Raw genomic sequence first — 17,543 nt, 5'->3', positions numbered from 1 at the left:
TGCTCAATGGAGCAAAGCATCAAGCGAATCGACGCGTCATTTTCCGTGACCGGTCAGATCGAGCAGTCTGATCTCCAATCCTTGGCTGCGCTGGGTTTTGCCAGCGTGATGTGCAACCGCCCCGACCATGAAGGCGGGCCTGAGCAACCCGAACACACCGCGATGCAACAGGCCGCGCGGGCCCTGGGGCTGAGCTTTGCCTATCTGCCAGTAGCGACCAGCGGCGCAACACCCGGGCAGGTGCAGCAATTGCGTGAACTGCTCGACGAGTTGCCCAAACCGGTGCTGGCGTACTGCCGCACGGGCAATCGCTCTGCCAAGCTTTTTGAAGCGGCCACCCAGGGCACGCGTGAGGCCAGGCAGTACGATGTGGTCGTGGTGGGCGGTGGCTCGGCCGGTATTTCGGTGTCGGCCAGCCTGTTGAAGCGTAACGGGGCCTTGCGTATCGCCGTGATCGAGCCCAGCACCGAACACTATTACCAGCCCGCCTGGACGCTGGTCGGGGGAGGGGCCTACGATATCAAAAACACGGTTCGCCCCACCGTTGCGGTCATGCCCAAAGGTGCTGTGTGGGTCAAGGCGTCGCAGTGTGCCTTTGCTCCGCAGCGCAAGGTTGTGCTGCTCAGCGATGGCAGCGAGCTGGGTTACCAGCAACTGATCGTTTGCCCGGGGCTGGAACTGGCCTGGGAAAATATCGAGGGCCTTGAAGAAACTCTGGGCAAGAATGGCGTGACCTCCAACTATCGTCACGATCTGGCGCCCTATACCTGGGAACTGGTGCGCAGCCTGAAGGGCGGCAAGGCACTGTTTACCCAGCCGGGCATGCCGATCAAGTGTGCGGGTGCGCCGCAAAAAGCCATGTATCTGGCCTGCGATCATTGGCGCAAACGCGGTGCTCTGGACGCTATCAAGGTGGAGTTCAACCTGGCGGGGGCGGTGTTGTTTGGCGTGCCGGCTTTTGTCCCGCCGCTGATGAAGTACGTTGAAGCCTACAAGGCTCAATTGGCCTTCCAGTCCACTCTGGTCAAGGTTGACGGTCCCGCCAGAACGGCCTGGTTTGATGTGACTGATGCCAAGGGCGGTGTGACTTGTGTTGCTAAAACCTTCGACCTGCTGCATGTGGTGCCACCGCAGCAGGCGCCCGATGTGATCCGCCGCAGTGAACTGGCGGACAAGGCGGGCTGGTTCGAGACCGATCCGGCGACCCTGCAACATCCACGCTACCCCGAAATCTTCGCCCTGGGCGATGTGTGCAATACACCCAATGCCAAGACCGCGGCGGCAACCCGCAAGCAAGTGGTCGTGGTGGCCGAAAATCTGCTCGCACTGCGCAAGGGCGTGACCTTGCCCAAGCGCTATGACGGCTATGGCTCCTGCCCGCTGACCGTGGAAAACGGCAAGGTGATCCTGGCTGAATTCGGCTATGGCGGCAAACTGCTACCCACCTTTCCCCTGGACCCGACCGTACCCCGCAAATCGACGTGGCTGCTCAAGGCCACATTGCTGCCGTGGTTTTACTGGCAAGGCATGCTCAAAGGCCGCGAGTGGTTCACTGACTGCAAGCCGGATTGACCCTGACCATGTTGATTATTTTATTTGGCATGCTGGTGGGGTTGGTGCTTGGGCTGACCGGTGCCGGTGGCGGCATCCTGGCCATCCCGGCGCTGACTCTGGGGCTGGGCTGGACCCTGGCGCAAGCGACACCGGTGGCGTTGCTGGCCGTAGGCACGGCAGCGGCACTGGGGGCGCTGGATGGCCTGCGCAAGGGGCTGGTGCGCTACAAGGCAGCGGCGTTGATGGCGCTGGTCGGCTCGACCACCTCGCCCATCGGGCTGCACCTTGCCCGGTTGATGCCGGCCAAGGTGCTGGTGTTGATGTTCAGCGCGGTGATGATGTTTGTTTCAGTGCGTATGTTCCTGCAGGCCCGGGCGGATGCCCGCGATGACGGCAGCCTGGGGGTACTGGAAAAAAACTGCATGCTCAACCCTGCAACCGGGCGACTGACCTGGAATGCCCGCTGCAGCATGACCCTGGTATCCATTGGTGCTACCTCGGGGTTGCTGACGGGGTTATTGAGTGTGGGCGGCGGGTTCTTGATCGTGCCGGCATTTCGCAAGTTCAGTGACGTGCGTATCCACGCCGTGGTGTCCACGTCCTTGATGGTGGTGGCGCTGGTATCGCTGGGCACCTTGGGCAATCTGATGAGCCAGGGCGTGAGCCTGTCGAATGAAGGCGTGATATTTATTGGCGCGACCCTGGCCGGAATGATTGCCGGGCGGGTGATTGCCCCGCACGTCTCGGCCCAGTGGCTACAGCAGGGATTCGCGGGGCTGTGTGCGGTGATTGGCGTGCTGATGCTGGCTAAAGTGCTGCTGACAGCTTTCTGATTAACGTTCCTGTGGGAGCGGGGCTTGCCCGCGATGGCATCACCTTGGTCAGCCAGATACACCTTGGCGCCTGAATCGCGAGCAAGCCCGCTCCCACAGGTTTATCAGCAGATCATGCAGATGATCATGTCTTTACGGTGCAGCATGAGCCTGACTCCAGGTCCTTGAGGATCGGGCAGTCAGGGCGGTGGTCGCCCTGACAGCTTTCGACCAGATCCTGCAAGGTGTCGCGCAGGCTGCTCAGCTCGGCGATCTTCTGGTTCAACTCATCAATATGCTGGCGCGCCAGTGCCTTCACATCGCCGCTGGCGCGCTGGCGATCCTGCCACAGGGTCAGCAGCTTGCCGACCTCTTCCAGCGAAAACCCCAGGTCCCGCGAGCGTTTGATAAACGCAAGGGTATGCAGGTCGTCATCGCTGTAAAGGCGGTAGCCGCTGTCACTGCGTTGCGCGGGTTTGAGCAGACCGATGGATTCGTAATAACGAATCATCTTGGCGCTCAAGCCGCTGTGTCTGGCGGCCTGGCCGATATTCATGACGCCTCCTTATTCAAGATCCCTGGGCTTCCAGAATTTGAGCAGCAACGCATTGCTGACCACGCTGACACTGGAAAAAGCCATGGCCGCGCCTGCCAGCACAGGGTTCAAAAAGCCGAAAGCAGCCAGCGGAATGCCGATCACATTGTAGATAAATGCCCAAAACAGGTTTTGCCGGATTTTGGCGTAGGTCTTGCGGCTGATCTCCAGTGCTGCCGGTACCAACCGCGGGTCGCCGCGCATCAGGGTGATGCCCGCTGCGTGCATGGCCACATCTGTGCCACCGCCCATGGCGATACCGATATCGGCCGCGGCCAGTGCCGGCGCGTCGTTGATACCGTCGCCGACCATAGCCACTACACCGGTTTTTTTCAGTTCGGCCACGGTCGCGGCCTTGTCGGCGGGCAACACTTCGGCGTGAACATCGCTGATTCCCAGGGCCTCGGCCACTACTTTGGCACTGCCGCGGTTGTCGCCGGTCAACAGGTGACTGCTGATATGACGGGCATTGAGCTGGGCGATGGCCGACTGGGCACCGGGCTTGAGTGTGTCACCAAAGGCGAACAGGCCCAGCACTTGGGGCTGCGGGCTTTGTTCGATCAGCCAGGACAGCGTGCGACCTTCGGTTTCCCAGGCGCTGGCCGATGCGGCGAGCGAGCCCGGATTGAGACCGGTTTCTTCCAGCAGGCGGCGGTTGCCCAGGGCCAGGCGACGGCCTTCCAGGGTGCCGGCAATACCGCGGCCGGTCAGCGACTGGCTGTCGGTAACGTCCGGCACTTTTAAATCACGCGCCGCGCAAGCATCCAGTACGGCCTTGGCCAGCGGGTGTTCGCTGCCCCGCTGCAGGGCACCGGCGGCTTGCAGCAAGTGCGCTTCATCGCCATCGAGTGCGCTGAAGTGAGCAATTTGCGGCGTGCCTGAAGTCAGGGTGCCGGTTTTGTCGAAAACCACGGCACTGACTTCGTGGGCGCGTTCGAGGGCTTCGGCGTCCTTGATCAGAATCCCGTGGCGGGCTGCAACGCCGGTGCCGGCCATGATTGCAGTGGGGGTCGCCAGGCCCAGGGCACAAGGGCAGGCAATTACCAGTACCGCGACAGCGTTGATCAGAGCGGTTTCAATCGGCGCGCCGTAGAGCCACCAGCCGAGCAGGGTGGCCAGGGCGATCAGCAGCACCACCGGGACAAATACCTGGCTGACCTTGTCCACCAGTTTCTGGATCGGCGCCTTGGCGGACTGCGCGTCCTCTACCAGGCGGATAATGCGCGCCAGTACGGTCTCCGTCCCCAGGGCCATGGTCTTGATAATCAAGCGACCTTCGCCATTGATGGCGCCGCCGGTGACTTTATCCCCAGGCTGTTTCGGCACCGGCAGGCTTTCGCCACTGATCAGGGCCTCGTCGGCATGGCTTTGGCCTTCGACGACTTCGCCATCCACCGGGAACCGCTCGCCGGGTTTGACCAGCACCAGATCATTGAGACGCAAATCACTGATGGCGACATCCTGTTCCTGGCCGTCGACCATGCGCAAGGCGCGTTCGGGGCGAAGGGCTTCAAGGGCGCGGATGGCGCTGGCGGTCTGGCGCTTGGCACGGCTTTCGAGATATTTGCCCAGCAGCACCAGGGCGATCACAACCGCCGAGGCCTCGAAATACAGATGGGGCATGCTGCCGGGTTCGGCGATGGCCCATTCATACAGGCTCAGGCCATAACCGGCGCTGGTGCCCAGGGCGACCAGCAGGTCCATATTGCCCGCGCCGGCCTTGACGGCTTTCCACGCGGCGACATAAAAACGTGCGCCCAGAACAAACTGTACCGGGGTCGCCAATACAAACTGGGCCCATGCGGGCAGCATCCAATGGATGCCAAAAGGCGCAAGCAGCATCGGCAGCACCAGCGGCAGCGCCAGTACGATAGCCAGGGTCAGCGCCCAGCGTTCACGGTGCAGGCGTTTTTGCTGGTCGTCTTCTGTGGTTTTTTCGCTCTGGTGCAGGCTGGCACCATAACCGGCCTGGGTGACCGCGTTCAGCAGTAAACCCGGATCAACCTGGCCGAGCAATTCGACATGGGCCCGCTCGGTGGCGAGGTTGACGCTGACGCTCTTGACCCCGGGCACCTTGGCCAGGGCTTTTTCTACGCGCCCTGCGCACGAGGCGCAGGTCATGCCGCTGATATCCAGTTCCAGGCTGTGGGCGGGCACGCTATAGCCTGCCTGTTGCACAGCTTCGACCAGTGCCGGCAGGCTCTCGGCAGGCGCTTCGATACGGGCCTGTTCAGTGGCCAGGTTGACGCTGACCGAACGTACACCGGGCACTTTGGCCAGGGATTTTTCCACACGCCCTGCACAACTGGCACAGGTCATGCCATCAATCGGCAGATCGAATTGGGTGGGCACGAGCAGTCCTCCTCAAGAAGTTATCTATCCATAGAATCGACCTTGACCCCATGGCAAGGTCAAGGCTTCTTGCTGTTCGTTGTTTGCCGCTCAATATTCCAGTTTGGCGGGCTTGAGGTACATACCCTGTTTACCCAGGGCGATGCGGTATTTGCGCACATCCCCGGCCTTCAGGGTGAACTGCTGCGCGGGCGGCACCAGCATGCCGGGCAGGCAGCCGGGGGCTTGCCCGGGGAGCAGCTTGAGGCGGATATCGACGCTGGCGGGCGGCAGGTTAAAGGCCAGGGCCTGCTCCTGAAACAATCGCCCGGCCAGTTGATCGTCGATGTACACACCCACTTCGCAGTTGGTCGGCACCTCAAGGCGTTCGCGGGAAATGATCAGCACTCCGTAGTCCTGATCGGCATTTGCCCACAGCGGCACACTGGCAAGACCCAAAAGGCTGACTAGGCTCAAAGCGGTCCAGCGCATGGCTAAGTATCCTGTTATCAAATCGCAAGGCTTGCAGCTTGGCCGAGCACGGGATGGATTGCCAGTCAGCGCGTGAAACAACGGGCTTGACCTTGCCACGATGGCAAGGTCGAAGCTGTAGGCATATCTCAAACAGGAGGCGTAATCATGCAAACGTTCAAGGTAGACGGTATGACCTGTGGTGGCTGTGTGGGCGCGGTGACCCGTGCGGTGCAGACGGTGGATAAAGACGCGAAGGTTGAAGTGGACCTGGCGAGCAAAACCGTCAAGGTGGACAGCAACGTATCACCGTTGCAAATTATCGACGTGATCACCAATGCCGGGTTTGAGGCGCGCACGGCGCACTAAACCTGTATGTAGCAGCTGCCGAGGAACGAGGCTGCGTCCGGCGACGTAGTCGTCGTGAATGCTAAGAGCAAGTTCTGACTGGCGCACCGCAATGTCAGACTTACGACGGCTGCGCCGTCGAACGCAGCCTCGTTCCTCGGCAGTTGCTACGGCGGTGTTGTTTCAGGACGGGTTCAAGGTGATTTATTAGCTAGCTCGCTAACTTAATGTTCAGGGTCGATAACCACAGCTAAACTGTCAGCTTGCGCTAACCGCAGCCTGATCCCTGGATACCTGATGAACCTTCGAACAATCTTGATTCTTGGCGCCCTGAGTGCCTTCGGTCCTTTGGCGATCGACTTTTACCTGCCCGGCTTCCCGGCGATGGCACAAGCCTTTGCAACCGACGAAACCCAGATACAACTGACGCTGGCCGTGTACTTTCTGGGCCTGTCCATCGGTCAGCTGGCCTATGGCCCGGTAGCGGACCGCTTCGGCCGGCGCGTGCCGCTGCTGGTGGGCGTCGGGCTATTCACTGTCGCGTCACTGGCATGCGCCTTTGCGCCGACCCTGGAGTGGCTGATTGGTGCCCGGTTTGTCCAGGCCCTTGGCGGCTGTGCGGGCATGGTCCTTTCGCGGGCAATTGTCAGTGACAAATGCGACGCGGTGCAGTCGGCCAAAGTGTTTTCACAATTGATGCTGGTTATGGGCCTGGCGCCAATCCTGGCGCCGATGTTGGGTGGGTTGCTGGTCAACCTGTATGGCTGGCAATCGATTTTCCTGGTGTTGACGGTGTTCAGCGCATTGGCGGCAACGGCCGTAGCGCTTGGCTTGCCTGAAAGCCTGCCGGCCAACGTGCCACGTCAGCCGCTGTCGGGGGCATTGCGCCAGTACGGGCGGTTGCTCAAGGATCGCGAGTTCCTTGGCCATGCCCTGACGGGGGGGATCGCAATGGCCGGGATGTTTGCCTACATCGCGGGTTCACCTTTCGTATTTATCAAACTCTATGGCGTGCCTGCCGAGCATTACGGCTGGTTGTTCGGCACCAACGCGGCCGGCTTTATCCTGGTGGCGCAGTTGAACGCCCGCCTGCTGGCCAAGCGTGGCCCGGCCTTTTTGCTGTCGCGCATGGTGTGGGTGTATCTGGCGGCGGGTCTGGCCTTGCTGGGCGTCAGCAGTTTGCATACCGAACAACTGTGGCCGCTGCTGGTGCCGCTGTTTATCTGCATTGCCAGCCTGGGCTGCATCATTCCCAATGCCTCGGCCTGCGCCATGAGCGGGCAGGGCGCGCGCGCCGGCAGTGCTTCGGCGATGCTGGGTTGTTTGCAGTTCAGCGTGGCGGCGGGGGCGGCATCACTGGTGGGGGTATTGCACGACGGCAGCGCAATGCCAATGGCGATGGTCATCACCCTGTGCGGGCTTGTGGCAGTGGGCCTGGCAGTGGCGACCCGGCGCCTGTACACCGCACGGATCGCCGCTCAGCAGCCGGTCTGATTCAGCCAGCCAAACGTTCGGGCAGGCGGTGCGGGGCATGCAGGCGCGATTGCAGCTTGTCGACAAAGGCCCGGGCCTCGGCCTCGCTGCGAAAGTTGACGGCTTGCTGGTCGATTTGCACCTGCCATTTGCAGTCGCGGGATCTTGCTAGCGCTTTTATCAGGATTTTCATGACTGGCCTCCTTCGGTTCGCAAAGGAGGCCAGTGTATGCCGAAAAACTTTGATTAAAATGCCCGGAATCAAGTCTCTGACTGACGGTTAAAAAATGACCACATGGGTCCCGTCAGACGTCCTCTCAGAAGCCTTCGAGCACAATCTTGCCCTTGGCCATGCCGCTTTCCAGCAGTGCATGGGCGCGGCGCAGGTTGGTGGCATTGATGCTGCCAAAGTGCTCGCCGACCGTGGTACGCAGGGTGCCCGCATCGATCAGCCCGGCGACACGATTGAGCAGGAGATGTTGCTCGATCATGTCCGGGGTCTGGAACAGCGAGCGGGTGTACATGAACTCCCAGTGCAGTGACAGGCTCTTGCGTTTGAGTTTGGTGATATCCAGCGCCTTGGGATCATCAATCAGCGCCAGTTTGCCCTGTGGTGCCAGTGCTTCTACCAACTGATCAAGATGCTGGTCAGTCTGGGTCAGGCTGGCAACATGGGTGACGGCGTCGATGCCGTGACGCTTGAGTTCTTCGCTCAGCGGCTGGCTGTGGTCGATAACCAGATCGGCGCCCAGCTCACGGACCCAGGTCTGGGTTTCAGGGCGAGATGCGCTACCAATCACCTTGAGCGCAGTCAGTTGGCTGGCCAGTTGCGTCAGGATTGAACCCACACCACCCGCCGCGCCGACGATCAGCAGGCTTTGTTGCTCGTCGGTCTTGCCCTCGTTGATGCCAAGGCGCTCAAACAACAACTCCCAGGCAGTGATGGCGGTCAACGGCAACGCTGCGGCCTGTGCGAAATCGAGGCTTTTGGGCATATGCCCGACGATGCGTTCATCCACTACATGACGTTCACTGTTGGCCCCGGCACGGGCAATGGAGCCTGCGTAAAAGACCTTGTCGCCGACCTTGAACAAGCTGACTTCACTGCCGACGGCCTTGACCACACCGGCCACATCCCAGCCCAGTACCTTGGCAGTGTCGGCCTCGGGCTGCACGTTCTGGCGCACTTTGGTGTCCACCGGGTTTACGGAAATGGCTTTGACCTCGACCAGCAAATCCCGGGGGCCGGCCACCGGCTCTGGCAACTCGATATCTTGCAGGGCCAGCGGGTCTTGAATCGGTAACGAGTGGTAGTAGGCGACAGCTTTCATGGGACATGTCCTGAAGATGATTAAGAAACTGGCAGTGATAATTGGCTATTTCACCGCGCGATAAAACCGGCTAAAACAGCAGTCTCTTTCAATTTTTTATTGATAATGGTCGGGTGGATTGTGAATGCTGCGTTTCGATGATCTGCAATTGTTCGTTCACGCGGCTGACTTGGGCAGTTTGTCTGCGGCGGCCCGGGTGATGGATATGTCCCCGGCGGTGGCCAGCGCTGCTCTCAAACGGATAGAAGCTCAACTGGGCGCGCGCCTGCTGGCGCGTTCAACCCGAAGTTTGCGTCTGACGGCCGAAGGCGAAGGCTTTCTTGAATATGCGCGTACGGCACTCGCTAGCCTCGATGAGGGGCGACGCTTGTTGGTGCGTGGGCAAGATCAGGTTAGCGGAGTGTTGCAACTGTCGGCACCTTCAGACTTCGGCCGTAATCTGTTGCTGCCCTGGCTGGATGAGTTCCAGCGTGAGCATCCGCAACTCACCGTGCGCCTGTTATTGGGTGACCGGATTGCCGACCTGTTCCGCCAGCCTGTGGATATCGCCTTGCGTTACGGCGAGCCGGAAGACTCCAGCCTGGTGGCGCTGCCGGTGGCCCCGGATAACCGCCGGGTGCTGTGTGCGTCCCCCGACTACCTGGCGCGCAAGGGCGAGCCGCGTCAGCTTGAGCAGTTGCTGCAACACAATTGCCTGTTGTACATGCTCGGCACGCGGGTTCACGACCATTGGCAATTCAATGACGGCAAGCGCGAACTGGGGCTGACGGTAAGCGGCAATCGTTTCAGCGATGATGCCGACGTGGTGCGCTTGTGGGCGGTTGCCGGGCAGGGCATTGCCTACAAGTCGTGGCTGGATGTGGCGGGAGATGTGCAGAGCGGGCGGCTCAAGGTGTTACTGCCGGGGCTGATGTGCGAGCGGGCGCCGCTGAATCTGCTGTGTGGTCACCGGGCGCAATTGAGTAAACCGGTGCGGCTCTTGCGCGACATGCTCAGTGAGCGCTGTGCGATGTTGAGCAAGTTGTACCCGGGGAAACAGTAAAACTGCTGTGGTAGTGACGGTGTTGCAGTTTCAAATGTCTGTGGGAGCGGGCTTGCGCGCGATGCTGACAATCAGGTGTGTCTGCCTGATCGAGTTGATGCCATCGTGGGCAAGCCCGTTCCCACAGGGGAGACCGCGTGTTACGGCTTGACCAACCGCGCATCCAGACCGTTTTGCGCCAGGCGTTTGGCCTGGTCCTGGGTCATGCCCAGATCGGTGTATAGCGCGTGGAAGTTCTCAGTCATATAACCGCCAAAGTAGGCCGGGTCATCAGAGTTGACGGTCACTTTTACGCCACGCTCAAGCATGTCGAGAATGTTGTGTTGCGACATGTGATCAAACACACAGAGTTTGGTGTTGGACAACGGGCATACGGTCAACGGGATCTGCTCGTCGATGATGCGTTGCATCAGACGTTCGTCTTCAATGGCGCGCACGCCATGGTCGATACGCTGGATCTTGAGCAAGTCCAGGGCTTGCCAGATGTACTCCGGCGGGCCTTCTTCACCCGCGTGGGCAACGGTCAGGAAGCCTTCATCACGGGCGCGGTCGAATACGCGCACAAACTTGCTCGGTGGGTGGCCCATTTCTGAACTGTCGAGGCCAACGGCGACAAAGGCATCGCGAAATGGCAGGGCCATATCGAGGGTCTTTTCTGCTTCTTCTTCGCTCAAATGGCGCAGGAAGCTGAGGATCAGGCCGCTGGTGATACCCAGTTGCTGCTCGCCATCTTTAAGTGCGCTGGCAATGCCATTGAGCACGACTTCAAACGGCACGCCACGATCGGTGTGGGTTTGCGGGTCGAAGAAGGGTTCTGTGTGAATGACGTTCTGTTCTTTACAGCGCAACAGGTAGGCCCAGGTCAGGTCGTAGAAGTCCTGGGAGGTACGCAGTACGTCGGCGCCTTTGTAATAAAGATCGAGGAATTCTTGCAGGTTGTTGAAGGCATACGCCTTGCGCAGGGTTTCAACGTCGTTCCAGGGCAGGGCGATCTTGTTGCGCTCGGCCAGCGAAAACAGCAACTCGGGTTCCAGGGAACCCTCCAGATGCATGTGCAGTTCAGCTTTTGGCAGGGCGTTCAGCCAGTCATACATAAAAGGTTTTCTCATCAAATCGGGTACAGATGGCGACATTCTACAGGTCGGAGGGGGCACAATTCCCCCGCCATTTGTCGCAGGCTGCCTACCAGGGAATCGTCTGGCCCTTGTAGTCGATAAAGTGATGGCCGCCTTTTCCGGCAAATGCCTTGACCTGTGCCACCAGGCCACGGGTGCTGGTTTCGACATCAATGTCGGCGCCTTCGCCGCCCATATCGGTTTTTACCCAGCCCGGGTGCATGGACAGCACAGTCGGGTTATTGTCGCCCAGTTCATACAGTACAAAGGTATTGGTCATCGAGTTGAGAGCCGCTTTGCTGGCCTTGTAGAGGGCCATTTCGGGGGCATCAGGTTGAGTGACACTGCCGAGTACTGAGCTCATAAATGCCAGTACGCCACTGTCCTTACGGATCCGGCTGACAAACTCCCGGGCCACATTGATCGGTGCCACGCTGTTGGTGAAAAACAGCTGCCCCACCTCGGCCAGCGTTGCATTGCCCGACAGCTGGTCGTCCGGGCCTTTGACCCCGGCATTGATAAACAGCAGATCGAAGACTTCATTGTGCAAGGTATTGCCCAATGCCTTGATCGCCTGTTGATTGTTCATGTCCAGTTGTTCGATGCGCACCGGCCCCAATGCCTTCAGGGCCTCGGCTTTTTGTGGGTGGCGCACAGTGGCGGTTACGTCCCAGCCATCGGCAAGCAACTCCTTGACCAGACCCAGGCCCAGGCCACGTGAAGCTCCGATGATCAGTGCTTTTTTTGCGGTCATGAGTAGCGTCCTCTACAAAGTTGATATGAGTTGGTTAAAAATCGTACAAGTGCTTCAAGCCCCCAGCACACAAGGGCTGTGGCCGCATGTGCTCAGGTTATCCACAGGTGGGTGCACAGTGACTGTGGGCAACTATGGATGTCGGAAAATAGCATTTTTATGGGGCTGGCTCGACAGCGTCACGATGCAGCAGGATCCTGCCGCGGCTAAGGTCCGCTAAAAGCTGTCGCGCGGGAGCAATCTGTTCTTCGACCAGCGCCAGTTGCAGGTCAACGCCATTGGCAGTGAAGGCTTCGCCGGTGATCAGGCCGTTGAGTTCAACCAGGCGCAGTTTGACCAATGCCAGCTCGCTGAAACTGCAAGAGCAACTGAGTGCGATACGGCTGACCAACGGCAGTTTTTCGGCGTTTTGCAGGCATTTGTTAGCGCCACCGCCATAGGCCCGAGCCAGGCCGCCGGTGCCCAGCTGAATGCCGCCATACCAGCGGATAACCAGCACCGCGACCTGATCGCAGTCCTGCGCTTCAATGGCCGAGAGTATCGGGCGGCCCGCGGTGCCGCCAGGTTCGCCATCATCACTGCTGCGGTACTGCCCACCAAGTTTCCACGCCCAGCAATTGTGCGAGGCATTCAGGTCGCTGTGTTGCTCGATAAATTCGAGGGCCTGCTGGGCGCTGGTGATGGGGGCAGCAAAAGTAATAAAGCGGCTTTTACGGATTTCTTCGCGGTACTCGCAAAGCCCCGTGAGGGTCGAAGGCATGTCGGTTCCAGGCTTAGACTGCGGGCGTCAGGCCGCAGCCTTTGAGAATGATACGGATCAGGTTGTCGCAGGCCGCATGCATATCCTGTTTGGTCAGGTGCTTGCGCCCCGTTACGCGGCAAATCTGTGTCGAAAAGTCGGCGTAATGCTGGGTGCTGCCCCATAGCAGGAAAATCAGATGGACCGGGTCGACCGGGTCCATCTTGCCTGCATCTATCCAGGCCTGGAACACAGCTGCACGACCTTGAAACCAAGCTCTGTAGTCTTGTGAGAAATACTCGGTCAGGCAGGCCCCGCCACTGATGATTTCCATCGCAAACACTCGCGAAGCCTGGGGCTGTCGCCGGGAAAACTCCATTTTTGCGCGGATATACTGAGTCAGGGCCTGGGCCGGGTCATCGTCAGCGGTCAAAACGTTGAAGGTACGGTCCCATAGCTCGATGATATTGCTCAGTACTGCGATATACAGGCTTAGCTTGTTGGTGAAGTAATAATGCAGATTGGCCTTTGGCAGCCCGGCACTCAGGGCGATGGCGTTCATGCTGGTGCCTCTGAAGCCGTGACGGGCAAACTCATCTTCGGCGGCCTTGAGAATGGCTTCTTCGTTTTTCTGCCGGATACGGCTGGGAGGCTTGCCGTCATGGGCAGGAACTTCAAGGGTCATGGGCGCTCCGGGCAACCTGTTTGTGTAGCGAAGTTTTTCACGTTAACGCGTCGCTTCCAGGCTCTCAAGGAAACTTTCCAGGACCAGATGCGGGCGCCGGCCTTTACGTGTCACCGATGCCAGGCTCAAATCGTAGAAACGTGTTTTTGCCTTCAGTGCCCGCAAGCGGCCCTGCTGAACCCACAGGCTGGCGTAATGGTCGGGCAGGTAACCGATATAGCGCCCGGTCAAAATCAAAAAGGCCATGCCTTCGCGATCCGACGCGCTGGCGGTGCAATTGAGCGCCTGGTAGTGGGCCTGGATATCCGAGGGCAGGCGAAAGGTGGGGGCAATGGCATCCTGCGCATTCAACCGTGCATCTTCCAATTGCCTGTCGTCGACATAAAACAGCGGATGGCCTACGGCGCAATACAACAGTGAACGCTCACTGTAGAGCGGCTGGTACTCAAGCCCGGACAATGTGCTGGCCTGGGGCACCACACCCACATGCAGGCGGCCGTCGAGCACACCCTGTTCAACTTCATGGGGCGAGATCATGCGGATATGAATCTGTACATCAGGCCCACGCTCCTTGAGTTGGGCCAGTGCATGGGTGATACGCATATGGGGCAGGGTGACCAGGTTATCGGTCAGGCCAATGGTCAGTTCGCCGCGCAAATGCTGGTGAAGGCCGTTGACCTCGGTACGAAAGCTCTCAAGTGCGCCGAGTAATTGCAGCGCAGAGTGGTAGACCTCACGACCTTCCTCTGTCAGTGAAAAACCCGCTCGCCCACGTTGGCACAGGCGTAAACCCAGGCGCTGTTCAAGATCGCTCATCTGCTGGCTGATGGCAGAACGGCCAATGCCCAGTACCGTCTCTGCTGCCGAAAAGCCGCCGCACTCCACGACGCTGCGAAAAATACGCAGCAGTCGAATATCAAAGTCGCTGACCTGGGCCAGTGCATCGGGGCGACGGCTGCTCATAGTTTAGTGTATGCCTGACTAAAGGTTAGAAGAGTTGGATTTCATGGACTTTATAGCCGTGGCAATTTAGGCGCAACAACGCTTTCAACATCCCACGCCGCTTTTGCCTTGCGAGGTTTTGCTGATGAACATGCCCGAAAATGCCGAATTGAACCTGACCAGCCAGCTCAAGCTGGATGCTCACTGGATGCCTTACACTGCCAACCGTAACTTCCATCGCGATCCGCGCTTTATCGTCGCGGCCAAGGGCAGTTATCTGACGGATGATAAGGGTCGGCAGATTTACGATTCGCTGTCAGGTCTTTGGACCTGCGGCGCAGGGCATACCCGTACTGAAATCCAGGAAGCCGTGGCCAGACAATTGGGCACCCTCGATTACTCGCCGGCGTTCCAGTACGGCCATCCGCTGTCTTTCAAGCTGGCAGAAAAAATCACCGAGTTGACGCCGGGCAACCTCAATCACGTGTTCTTCACCGACTCGGGGTCGGAGTGTGCCGACACGGCGGTGAAGATGGTGCGTGCCTACTGGCGTCTAAAAGGCCAGTCGAGCAAAACCAAAATGATTGGCCGTGCCCGCGGCTACCATGGAGTGAACATTGCAGGCACCAGCCTGGGTGGGGTGAACGGCAACCGCAAACTGTTTGGCCAGGCAATGATGGATGTGGATCATCTGCCCCACACCCTGTTGGCAAGCAACGCATTTTCTCGCGGCATGCCCGAGCAGGGCGGGATTGCCCTGGCCGATGAACTGCTCAAGCTGATCGAATTGCACGATGCGTCGAACATTGCTGCCGTTTTTGTAGAACCGATGGCAGGCTCGGCGGGGGTATTGGTTCCGCCTCAGGGTTATCTGAAACGTCTGCGGGAAATCTGCGACCAGCACAATATCCTGTTGGTGTTCGATGAAGTGATCACTGGCTTTGGTCGTACAGGCTCAATGTTTGGTGCTGACAGCTTCGGCGTGACACCTGACTTGATGTGTATTGCCAAGCAAGTCACCAACGGCGCGATTCCGATGGGGGCTGTTATCGCTACCAGCGAGATTTATCACACGTTCATGAATCAGCCGACGCCTGAGTACGCGGTTGAATTCCCTCATGGCTATACCTATTCGGCTCACCCCGTAGCCTGTGCTGCGGGTATTGCTGCGCTTGATCTATTGCAAAAAGAGAACCTGGTACAGAGCGTGGCTGAAGTTGCACCGCATTTTGAGAATGCATTGCACGGTTTGAAGGGCGTGAAGAACATCATCGACATTCGCAACTATGGCCTGGCGGGTGCAATCCAGATTGCGCCGCGTGATGGCGATGCAATTGTGCGCCCGTTCGATGCAGCGATGAAACTGTGGAAAGCCGGTTTCTACGTGCGCTACGGCGGCGACACCCTGCAGTTCGGGCCAACGTTCAACAGCAAGCCGCAAGACCTGGATCGCTTGTTCGATGCGGTCGGCGAAGCGCTGAATCAGATCGACTGATCCTTCTATATAGAAGCGACACTTAATGCATTCACCCAGGCGCGCAGCGTTCGCGCCTGTGGACAACTTTCTGGAGCATCCATGAGCACTATTCAACACCTGATCAATGGCGAGTTGCTGAACGATTCCGGGCGCACCGCAGATGTGTATAACCCGTCCACCGGTAAAGTGATCCACCAGGTTCCCCTGGCCAGCCGTGAAACAATCCAGCAGGCGATCGATGCAGCCAAGGCCGCCTTCCCGGCATGGCGTAATACCCCGCCTGCCAAGCGCGCCCAAGTGATGTTCCGTTTCAAGCAATTGCTTGAGCAGAACGAAGCGCGGATCTCGCAGTTGATCAGCGAAGAGCATGGCAAGACTCTGGAGGATGCTGCGGGTGAACTGAAGCGCGGGATCGAGAACGTCGAATACGCTTGCTCGGCTCCGGAAATCTTGAAGGGCGAATACAGTCGTAACGTAGGCCCGAATATTGATGCTTGGTCGGACTTCCAGCCACTGGGTGTAGTTGCAGGGATTACACCGTTCAACTTCCCGGCCATGGTTCCGTTGTGGATGTACCCGTTGGCGATCGTGTGCGGCAACTGTTTCATTCTTAAGCCCTCGGAGCGTGATCCAAGCTCGACACTGTTGATTGCTCAACTGCTGCAAGAAGCTGGTTTGCCCAAGGGGGTTATGAACGTGGTGCACGGCGACAAGTCAGCTGTTGATGCACTGATCGAGGCGCCGGAAGTGAAAGCGCTGAGTTTTGTTGGCTCGACCCCGATCGCCGAGTACATCTACGCCGAAGGCACCAAACGCGGTAAGCGCGTGCAGGCACTGGGTGGGGCGAAAAACCACGCAGTGTTGATGCCGGATGCGGATCTCGATAACGCAGTCAGTGCACTGATGGGCGCAGCGTATGGTTCGTGCGGCGAGCGTTGCATGGCCATCTCGGTTGCAGTGTGCGTCGGTGATCAGGTGGCAGATGCCCTGGTGGCCAAACTGGTTCCTCAAATCAAAGCGCTGAAAATTGGTGCGGGGACTTCGTGCGGTCTGGACATGGGCCCCCTGGTTACCGGTCAGGCGCGGGACAAGGTCAGTGGCTATGTCGATGATGGCGTAGCAGCAGGTGCGCAGTTGGTGGTCGATGGTCGCGGGTTGAGTATCAAGGGGCATGAAGAAGGCTTCTTCCTGGGGGGCTGCCTGTTTGATCGCGTGACACCTGAGATGCGTATCTATAAAGAAGAGATCTTCGGGCCGGTATTGTGCATCGTGCGGGTCAAGAGCCTGGAAGAGGCCATGCAACTGATCAATGATCACGAGTACGGTAACGGTACCTGCATTTTCACCCGTGATGGAGAGGCGGCCCGTTTGTTCTGCGACGAGATTGAAGTGGGTATGGTGGGGGTTAACGTACCGTTGCCAGTACCTGTTGCCTACCACAGCTTCGGCGGCTGGAAACGTTCGCTGTTTGGTGACCTGCATGCCTATGGCCCGGATGGCGTGCGCTTTTACACGCGTCGCAAGGCGATCACACAACGTTGGCCGCAACGTGCCAGCCATGAAGCCTCTCAGTTTGCCTTTCCGAGTCTGTAAGGCAGGCGATAGCAGCCTATAGAAGAAAAGAGGCCAGCCGTCAGGCTGGCCTCTGCTTTTAGGCCCCTTTCAAGGCTATATGACAGAAGTGTGAAACTAGTGCTTGACCCGAGGTTCAAACGGCCTATAATTCGCACCTCTTCCGGCGCAGTCGAAACGGAAAACTCCTTGAGTTTCAAAGAGTTGGATGGTTTTTGGCAGTGCCAGCTTCAAGTCATCGAAGCAGGAAATGAGGTGTTGACAGCAGCGTGTAACGCTGTAGAATTCGCCTCCCGCTAACG

The 17,543-nt window shown here is 58.8% G+C and carries 17 protein-coding genes; 7 read left to right on the top strand and 10 right to left on the bottom strand.

What is annotated here, in order from left to right; translation table 11 throughout:
• The first annotated feature begins 6 nt into the window (after positions 1 to 6).
• Positions 7 to 1,572 (top strand): bifunctional protein tyrosine phosphatase family protein/NAD(P)/FAD-dependent oxidoreductase, encoded by a 1,566-nt coding sequence (locus GHN92_RS20025; protein WP_153380915.1) that lies wholly within the window; start codon positions 7 to 9, stop codon positions 1,570 to 1,572.
• Between the two features lie 8 nt (positions 1,573 to 1,580).
• Entirely contained in the window at positions 1,581 to 2,387 is an 807-nt protein-coding gene (locus GHN92_RS20020) for a sulfite exporter TauE/SafE family protein (protein ID WP_095001069.1), read from the top strand.
• Between the two features lie 124 nt (positions 2,388 to 2,511).
• On the opposite strand, the gene cueR is transcribed toward GHN92_RS20020, so the two are convergent.
• The 3 genes from cueR to GHN92_RS20005 form a co-directional block, all read right to left on the bottom strand.
• Entirely contained in the window at positions 2,512 to 2,922 is a 411-nt protein-coding gene (cueR, locus tag GHN92_RS20015) for a Cu(I)-responsive transcriptional regulator (RefSeq protein WP_133144703.1), read from the bottom strand.
• A 9-nt stretch (positions 2,923 to 2,931) separates the two neighbouring features.
• Complete coding sequence (locus GHN92_RS20010) at positions 2,932 to 5,319, bottom strand: heavy metal translocating P-type ATPase (RefSeq protein ID WP_153380913.1); 2,388 nt, start codon at positions 5,317 to 5,319, stop codon at positions 2,932 to 2,934.
• A gap of 84 nt (positions 5,320 to 5,403) precedes the next feature.
• Positions 5,404 to 5,784, bottom strand: coding sequence for a hypothetical protein (locus GHN92_RS20005; RefSeq protein WP_016783583.1), 381 nt, complete (start codon positions 5,782 to 5,784; stop codon positions 5,404 to 5,406).
• A gap of 147 nt (positions 5,785 to 5,931) precedes the next feature.
• Between GHN92_RS20005 and GHN92_RS20000 the strand changes: the two genes are divergently transcribed.
• Both GHN92_RS20000 and GHN92_RS19995 read left to right on the top strand, forming a co-directional pair.
• Positions 5,932 to 6,132 (top strand): heavy-metal-associated domain-containing protein, encoded by a 201-nt coding sequence (locus GHN92_RS20000; protein ID WP_016783584.1) that lies wholly within the window; start codon positions 5,932 to 5,934, stop codon positions 6,130 to 6,132.
• 276 nt (positions 6,133 to 6,408) lie between these two features.
• On the top strand, positions 6,409 to 7,605 hold the full coding sequence (locus GHN92_RS19995) for a multidrug effflux MFS transporter (protein WP_095019805.1): 1,197 nt from the start codon (positions 6,409 to 6,411) through the stop codon (positions 7,603 to 7,605).
• Between the two features lies 1 nt (position 7,606).
• Here GHN92_RS19995 and GHN92_RS23900 read toward each other — a convergent pair whose 3' ends face one another.
• Entirely contained in the window at positions 7,607 to 7,777 is a 171-nt protein-coding gene (locus GHN92_RS23900; protein WP_130872246.1) for a sensor domain-containing protein, read from the bottom strand.
• Positions 7,778 to 7,901: 124 nt separating this feature from the next.
• The gene (locus GHN92_RS19990; RefSeq protein ID WP_133144701.1) at positions 7,902 to 8,915 is read right to left on the bottom strand and encodes a zinc-binding alcohol dehydrogenase family protein; all 1,014 of its coding nucleotides are present in this window, start codon (positions 8,913 to 8,915) and stop codon (positions 7,902 to 7,904) included.
• 124 nt (positions 8,916 to 9,039) lie between these two features.
• On the opposite strand from GHN92_RS19990, the gene GHN92_RS19985 reads away from it, so the two are divergent.
• A complete protein-coding gene (locus tag GHN92_RS19985) occupies positions 9,040 to 9,957 on the top strand; it encodes a LysR family transcriptional regulator (protein WP_153380910.1) in 918 nt (305 codons plus the stop codon).
• A gap of 140 nt (positions 9,958 to 10,097) precedes the next feature.
• Here GHN92_RS19985 and GHN92_RS19980 read toward each other — a convergent pair whose 3' ends face one another.
• The 5 genes from GHN92_RS19980 to GHN92_RS19960 form a co-directional block, all read right to left on the bottom strand.
• Positions 10,098 to 11,051, bottom strand: a complete 954-nt coding sequence (locus GHN92_RS19980; RefSeq protein WP_016783589.1) for an adenosine deaminase — start codon at positions 11,049 to 11,051, stop codon at positions 10,098 to 10,100.
• Between the two features lie 88 nt (positions 11,052 to 11,139).
• The gene (locus GHN92_RS19975) at positions 11,140 to 11,826 is read right to left on the bottom strand and encodes an SDR family oxidoreductase (protein WP_095039463.1); all 687 of its coding nucleotides are present in this window, start codon (positions 11,824 to 11,826) and stop codon (positions 11,140 to 11,142) included.
• 157 nt (positions 11,827 to 11,983) lie between these two features.
• The gene (locus GHN92_RS19970; RefSeq protein ID WP_095027236.1) at positions 11,984 to 12,586 is read right to left on the bottom strand and encodes a YigZ family protein; all 603 of its coding nucleotides are present in this window, start codon (positions 12,584 to 12,586) and stop codon (positions 11,984 to 11,986) included.
• Between the two features lie 13 nt (positions 12,587 to 12,599).
• Positions 12,600 to 13,250, bottom strand: a complete 651-nt coding sequence (locus GHN92_RS19965) for a TetR/AcrR family transcriptional regulator (RefSeq protein WP_095019808.1) — start codon at positions 13,248 to 13,250, stop codon at positions 12,600 to 12,602.
• 42 nt (positions 13,251 to 13,292) lie between these two features.
• Positions 13,293 to 14,213 carry a LysR family transcriptional regulator gene (locus GHN92_RS19960; RefSeq protein ID WP_095001078.1) on the bottom strand — a complete coding sequence of 307 codons (921 nt, stop codon included), beginning with the start codon at positions 14,211 to 14,213 and terminating at the stop codon, positions 13,293 to 13,295.
• Between the two features lie 124 nt (positions 14,214 to 14,337).
• Here GHN92_RS19960 and GHN92_RS19955 point away from each other — a divergent pair, with 124 nt between their 5' ends.
• Both GHN92_RS19955 and GHN92_RS19950 read left to right on the top strand, forming a co-directional pair.
• Positions 14,338 to 15,687 (top strand): aspartate aminotransferase family protein, encoded by a 1,350-nt coding sequence (locus tag GHN92_RS19955; RefSeq protein ID WP_095001079.1) that lies wholly within the window; start codon positions 14,338 to 14,340, stop codon positions 15,685 to 15,687.
• An 81-nt stretch (positions 15,688 to 15,768) separates the two neighbouring features.
• Complete coding sequence (locus GHN92_RS19950; RefSeq protein WP_095001080.1) at positions 15,769 to 17,262, top strand: CoA-acylating methylmalonate-semialdehyde dehydrogenase; 1,494 nt, start codon at positions 15,769 to 15,771, stop codon at positions 17,260 to 17,262.
• Positions 17,263 to 17,543: the final 281 nt, after the last annotated feature.

The sequence above is a fragment of the Pseudomonas sp. FSL R10-2964 genome (genome assembly GCF_009600035.1).
Lineage (GTDB): Bacteria > Pseudomonadota > Gammaproteobacteria > Pseudomonadales > Pseudomonadaceae > Aquipseudomonas > Aquipseudomonas bubulae.
This window is presented reverse-complemented; position numbering and strand designations above follow the sequence as displayed.

What these genes read in the sequence shown, in the direction of transcription:
- GHN92_RS20025 (WP_153380915.1), top strand. Translation starts at nt 7, where the DNA reads ATGGAGCAAAGCATCAAGCGAATCGACGCGTCATTTTCCGTGACCGGT.
- GHN92_RS20020 (WP_095001069.1), top strand. Translation starts at nt 1,581, where the DNA reads ATGTTGATTATTTTATTTGGCATGCTGGTGGGGTTGGTGCTTGGGCTG.
- cueR (WP_133144703.1), bottom strand. Translation starts at nt 2,922, where the DNA reads ATGAATATCGGCCAGGCCGCCAGACACAGCGGCTTGAGCGCCAAGATG.
- GHN92_RS20005 (WP_016783583.1), bottom strand. Translation starts at nt 5,784, where the DNA reads ATGCGCTGGACCGCTTTGAGCCTAGTCAGCCTTTTGGGTCTTGCCAGT.
- GHN92_RS20000 (WP_016783584.1), top strand. Translation starts at nt 5,932, where the DNA reads ATGCAAACGTTCAAGGTAGACGGTATGACCTGTGGTGGCTGTGTGGGC.
- GHN92_RS19995 (WP_095019805.1), top strand. Translation starts at nt 6,409, where the DNA reads ATGAACCTTCGAACAATCTTGATTCTTGGCGCCCTGAGTGCCTTCGGT.
- GHN92_RS23900 (WP_130872246.1), bottom strand. Translation starts at nt 7,777, where the DNA reads ATGAAAATCCTGATAAAAGCGCTAGCAAGATCCCGCGACTGCAAATGG.
- GHN92_RS19990 (WP_133144701.1), bottom strand. Translation starts at nt 8,915, where the DNA reads ATGAAAGCTGTCGCCTACTACCACTCGTTACCGATTCAAGACCCGCTG.
- GHN92_RS19985 (WP_153380910.1), top strand. Translation starts at nt 9,040, where the DNA reads ATGCTGCGTTTCGATGATCTGCAATTGTTCGTTCACGCGGCTGACTTG.
- GHN92_RS19980 (WP_016783589.1), bottom strand. Translation starts at nt 11,051, where the DNA reads ATGTATGACTGGCTGAACGCCCTGCCAAAAGCTGAACTGCACATGCAT.
- GHN92_RS19975 (WP_095039463.1), bottom strand. Translation starts at nt 11,826, where the DNA reads ATGACCGCAAAAAAAGCACTGATCATCGGAGCTTCACGTGGCCTGGGC.
- GHN92_RS19970 (WP_095027236.1), bottom strand. Translation starts at nt 12,586, where the DNA reads ATGCCTTCGACCCTCACGGGGCTTTGCGAGTACCGCGAAGAAATCCGT.
- GHN92_RS19965 (WP_095019808.1), bottom strand. Translation starts at nt 13,250, where the DNA reads ATGACCCTTGAAGTTCCTGCCCATGACGGCAAGCCTCCCAGCCGTATC.
- GHN92_RS19960 (WP_095001078.1), bottom strand. Translation starts at nt 14,213, where the DNA reads ATGAGCAGCCGTCGCCCCGATGCACTGGCCCAGGTCAGCGACTTTGAT.
- GHN92_RS19955 (WP_095001079.1), top strand. Translation starts at nt 14,338, where the DNA reads ATGAACATGCCCGAAAATGCCGAATTGAACCTGACCAGCCAGCTCAAG.
- GHN92_RS19950 (WP_095001080.1), top strand. Translation starts at nt 15,769, where the DNA reads ATGAGCACTATTCAACACCTGATCAATGGCGAGTTGCTGAACGATTCC.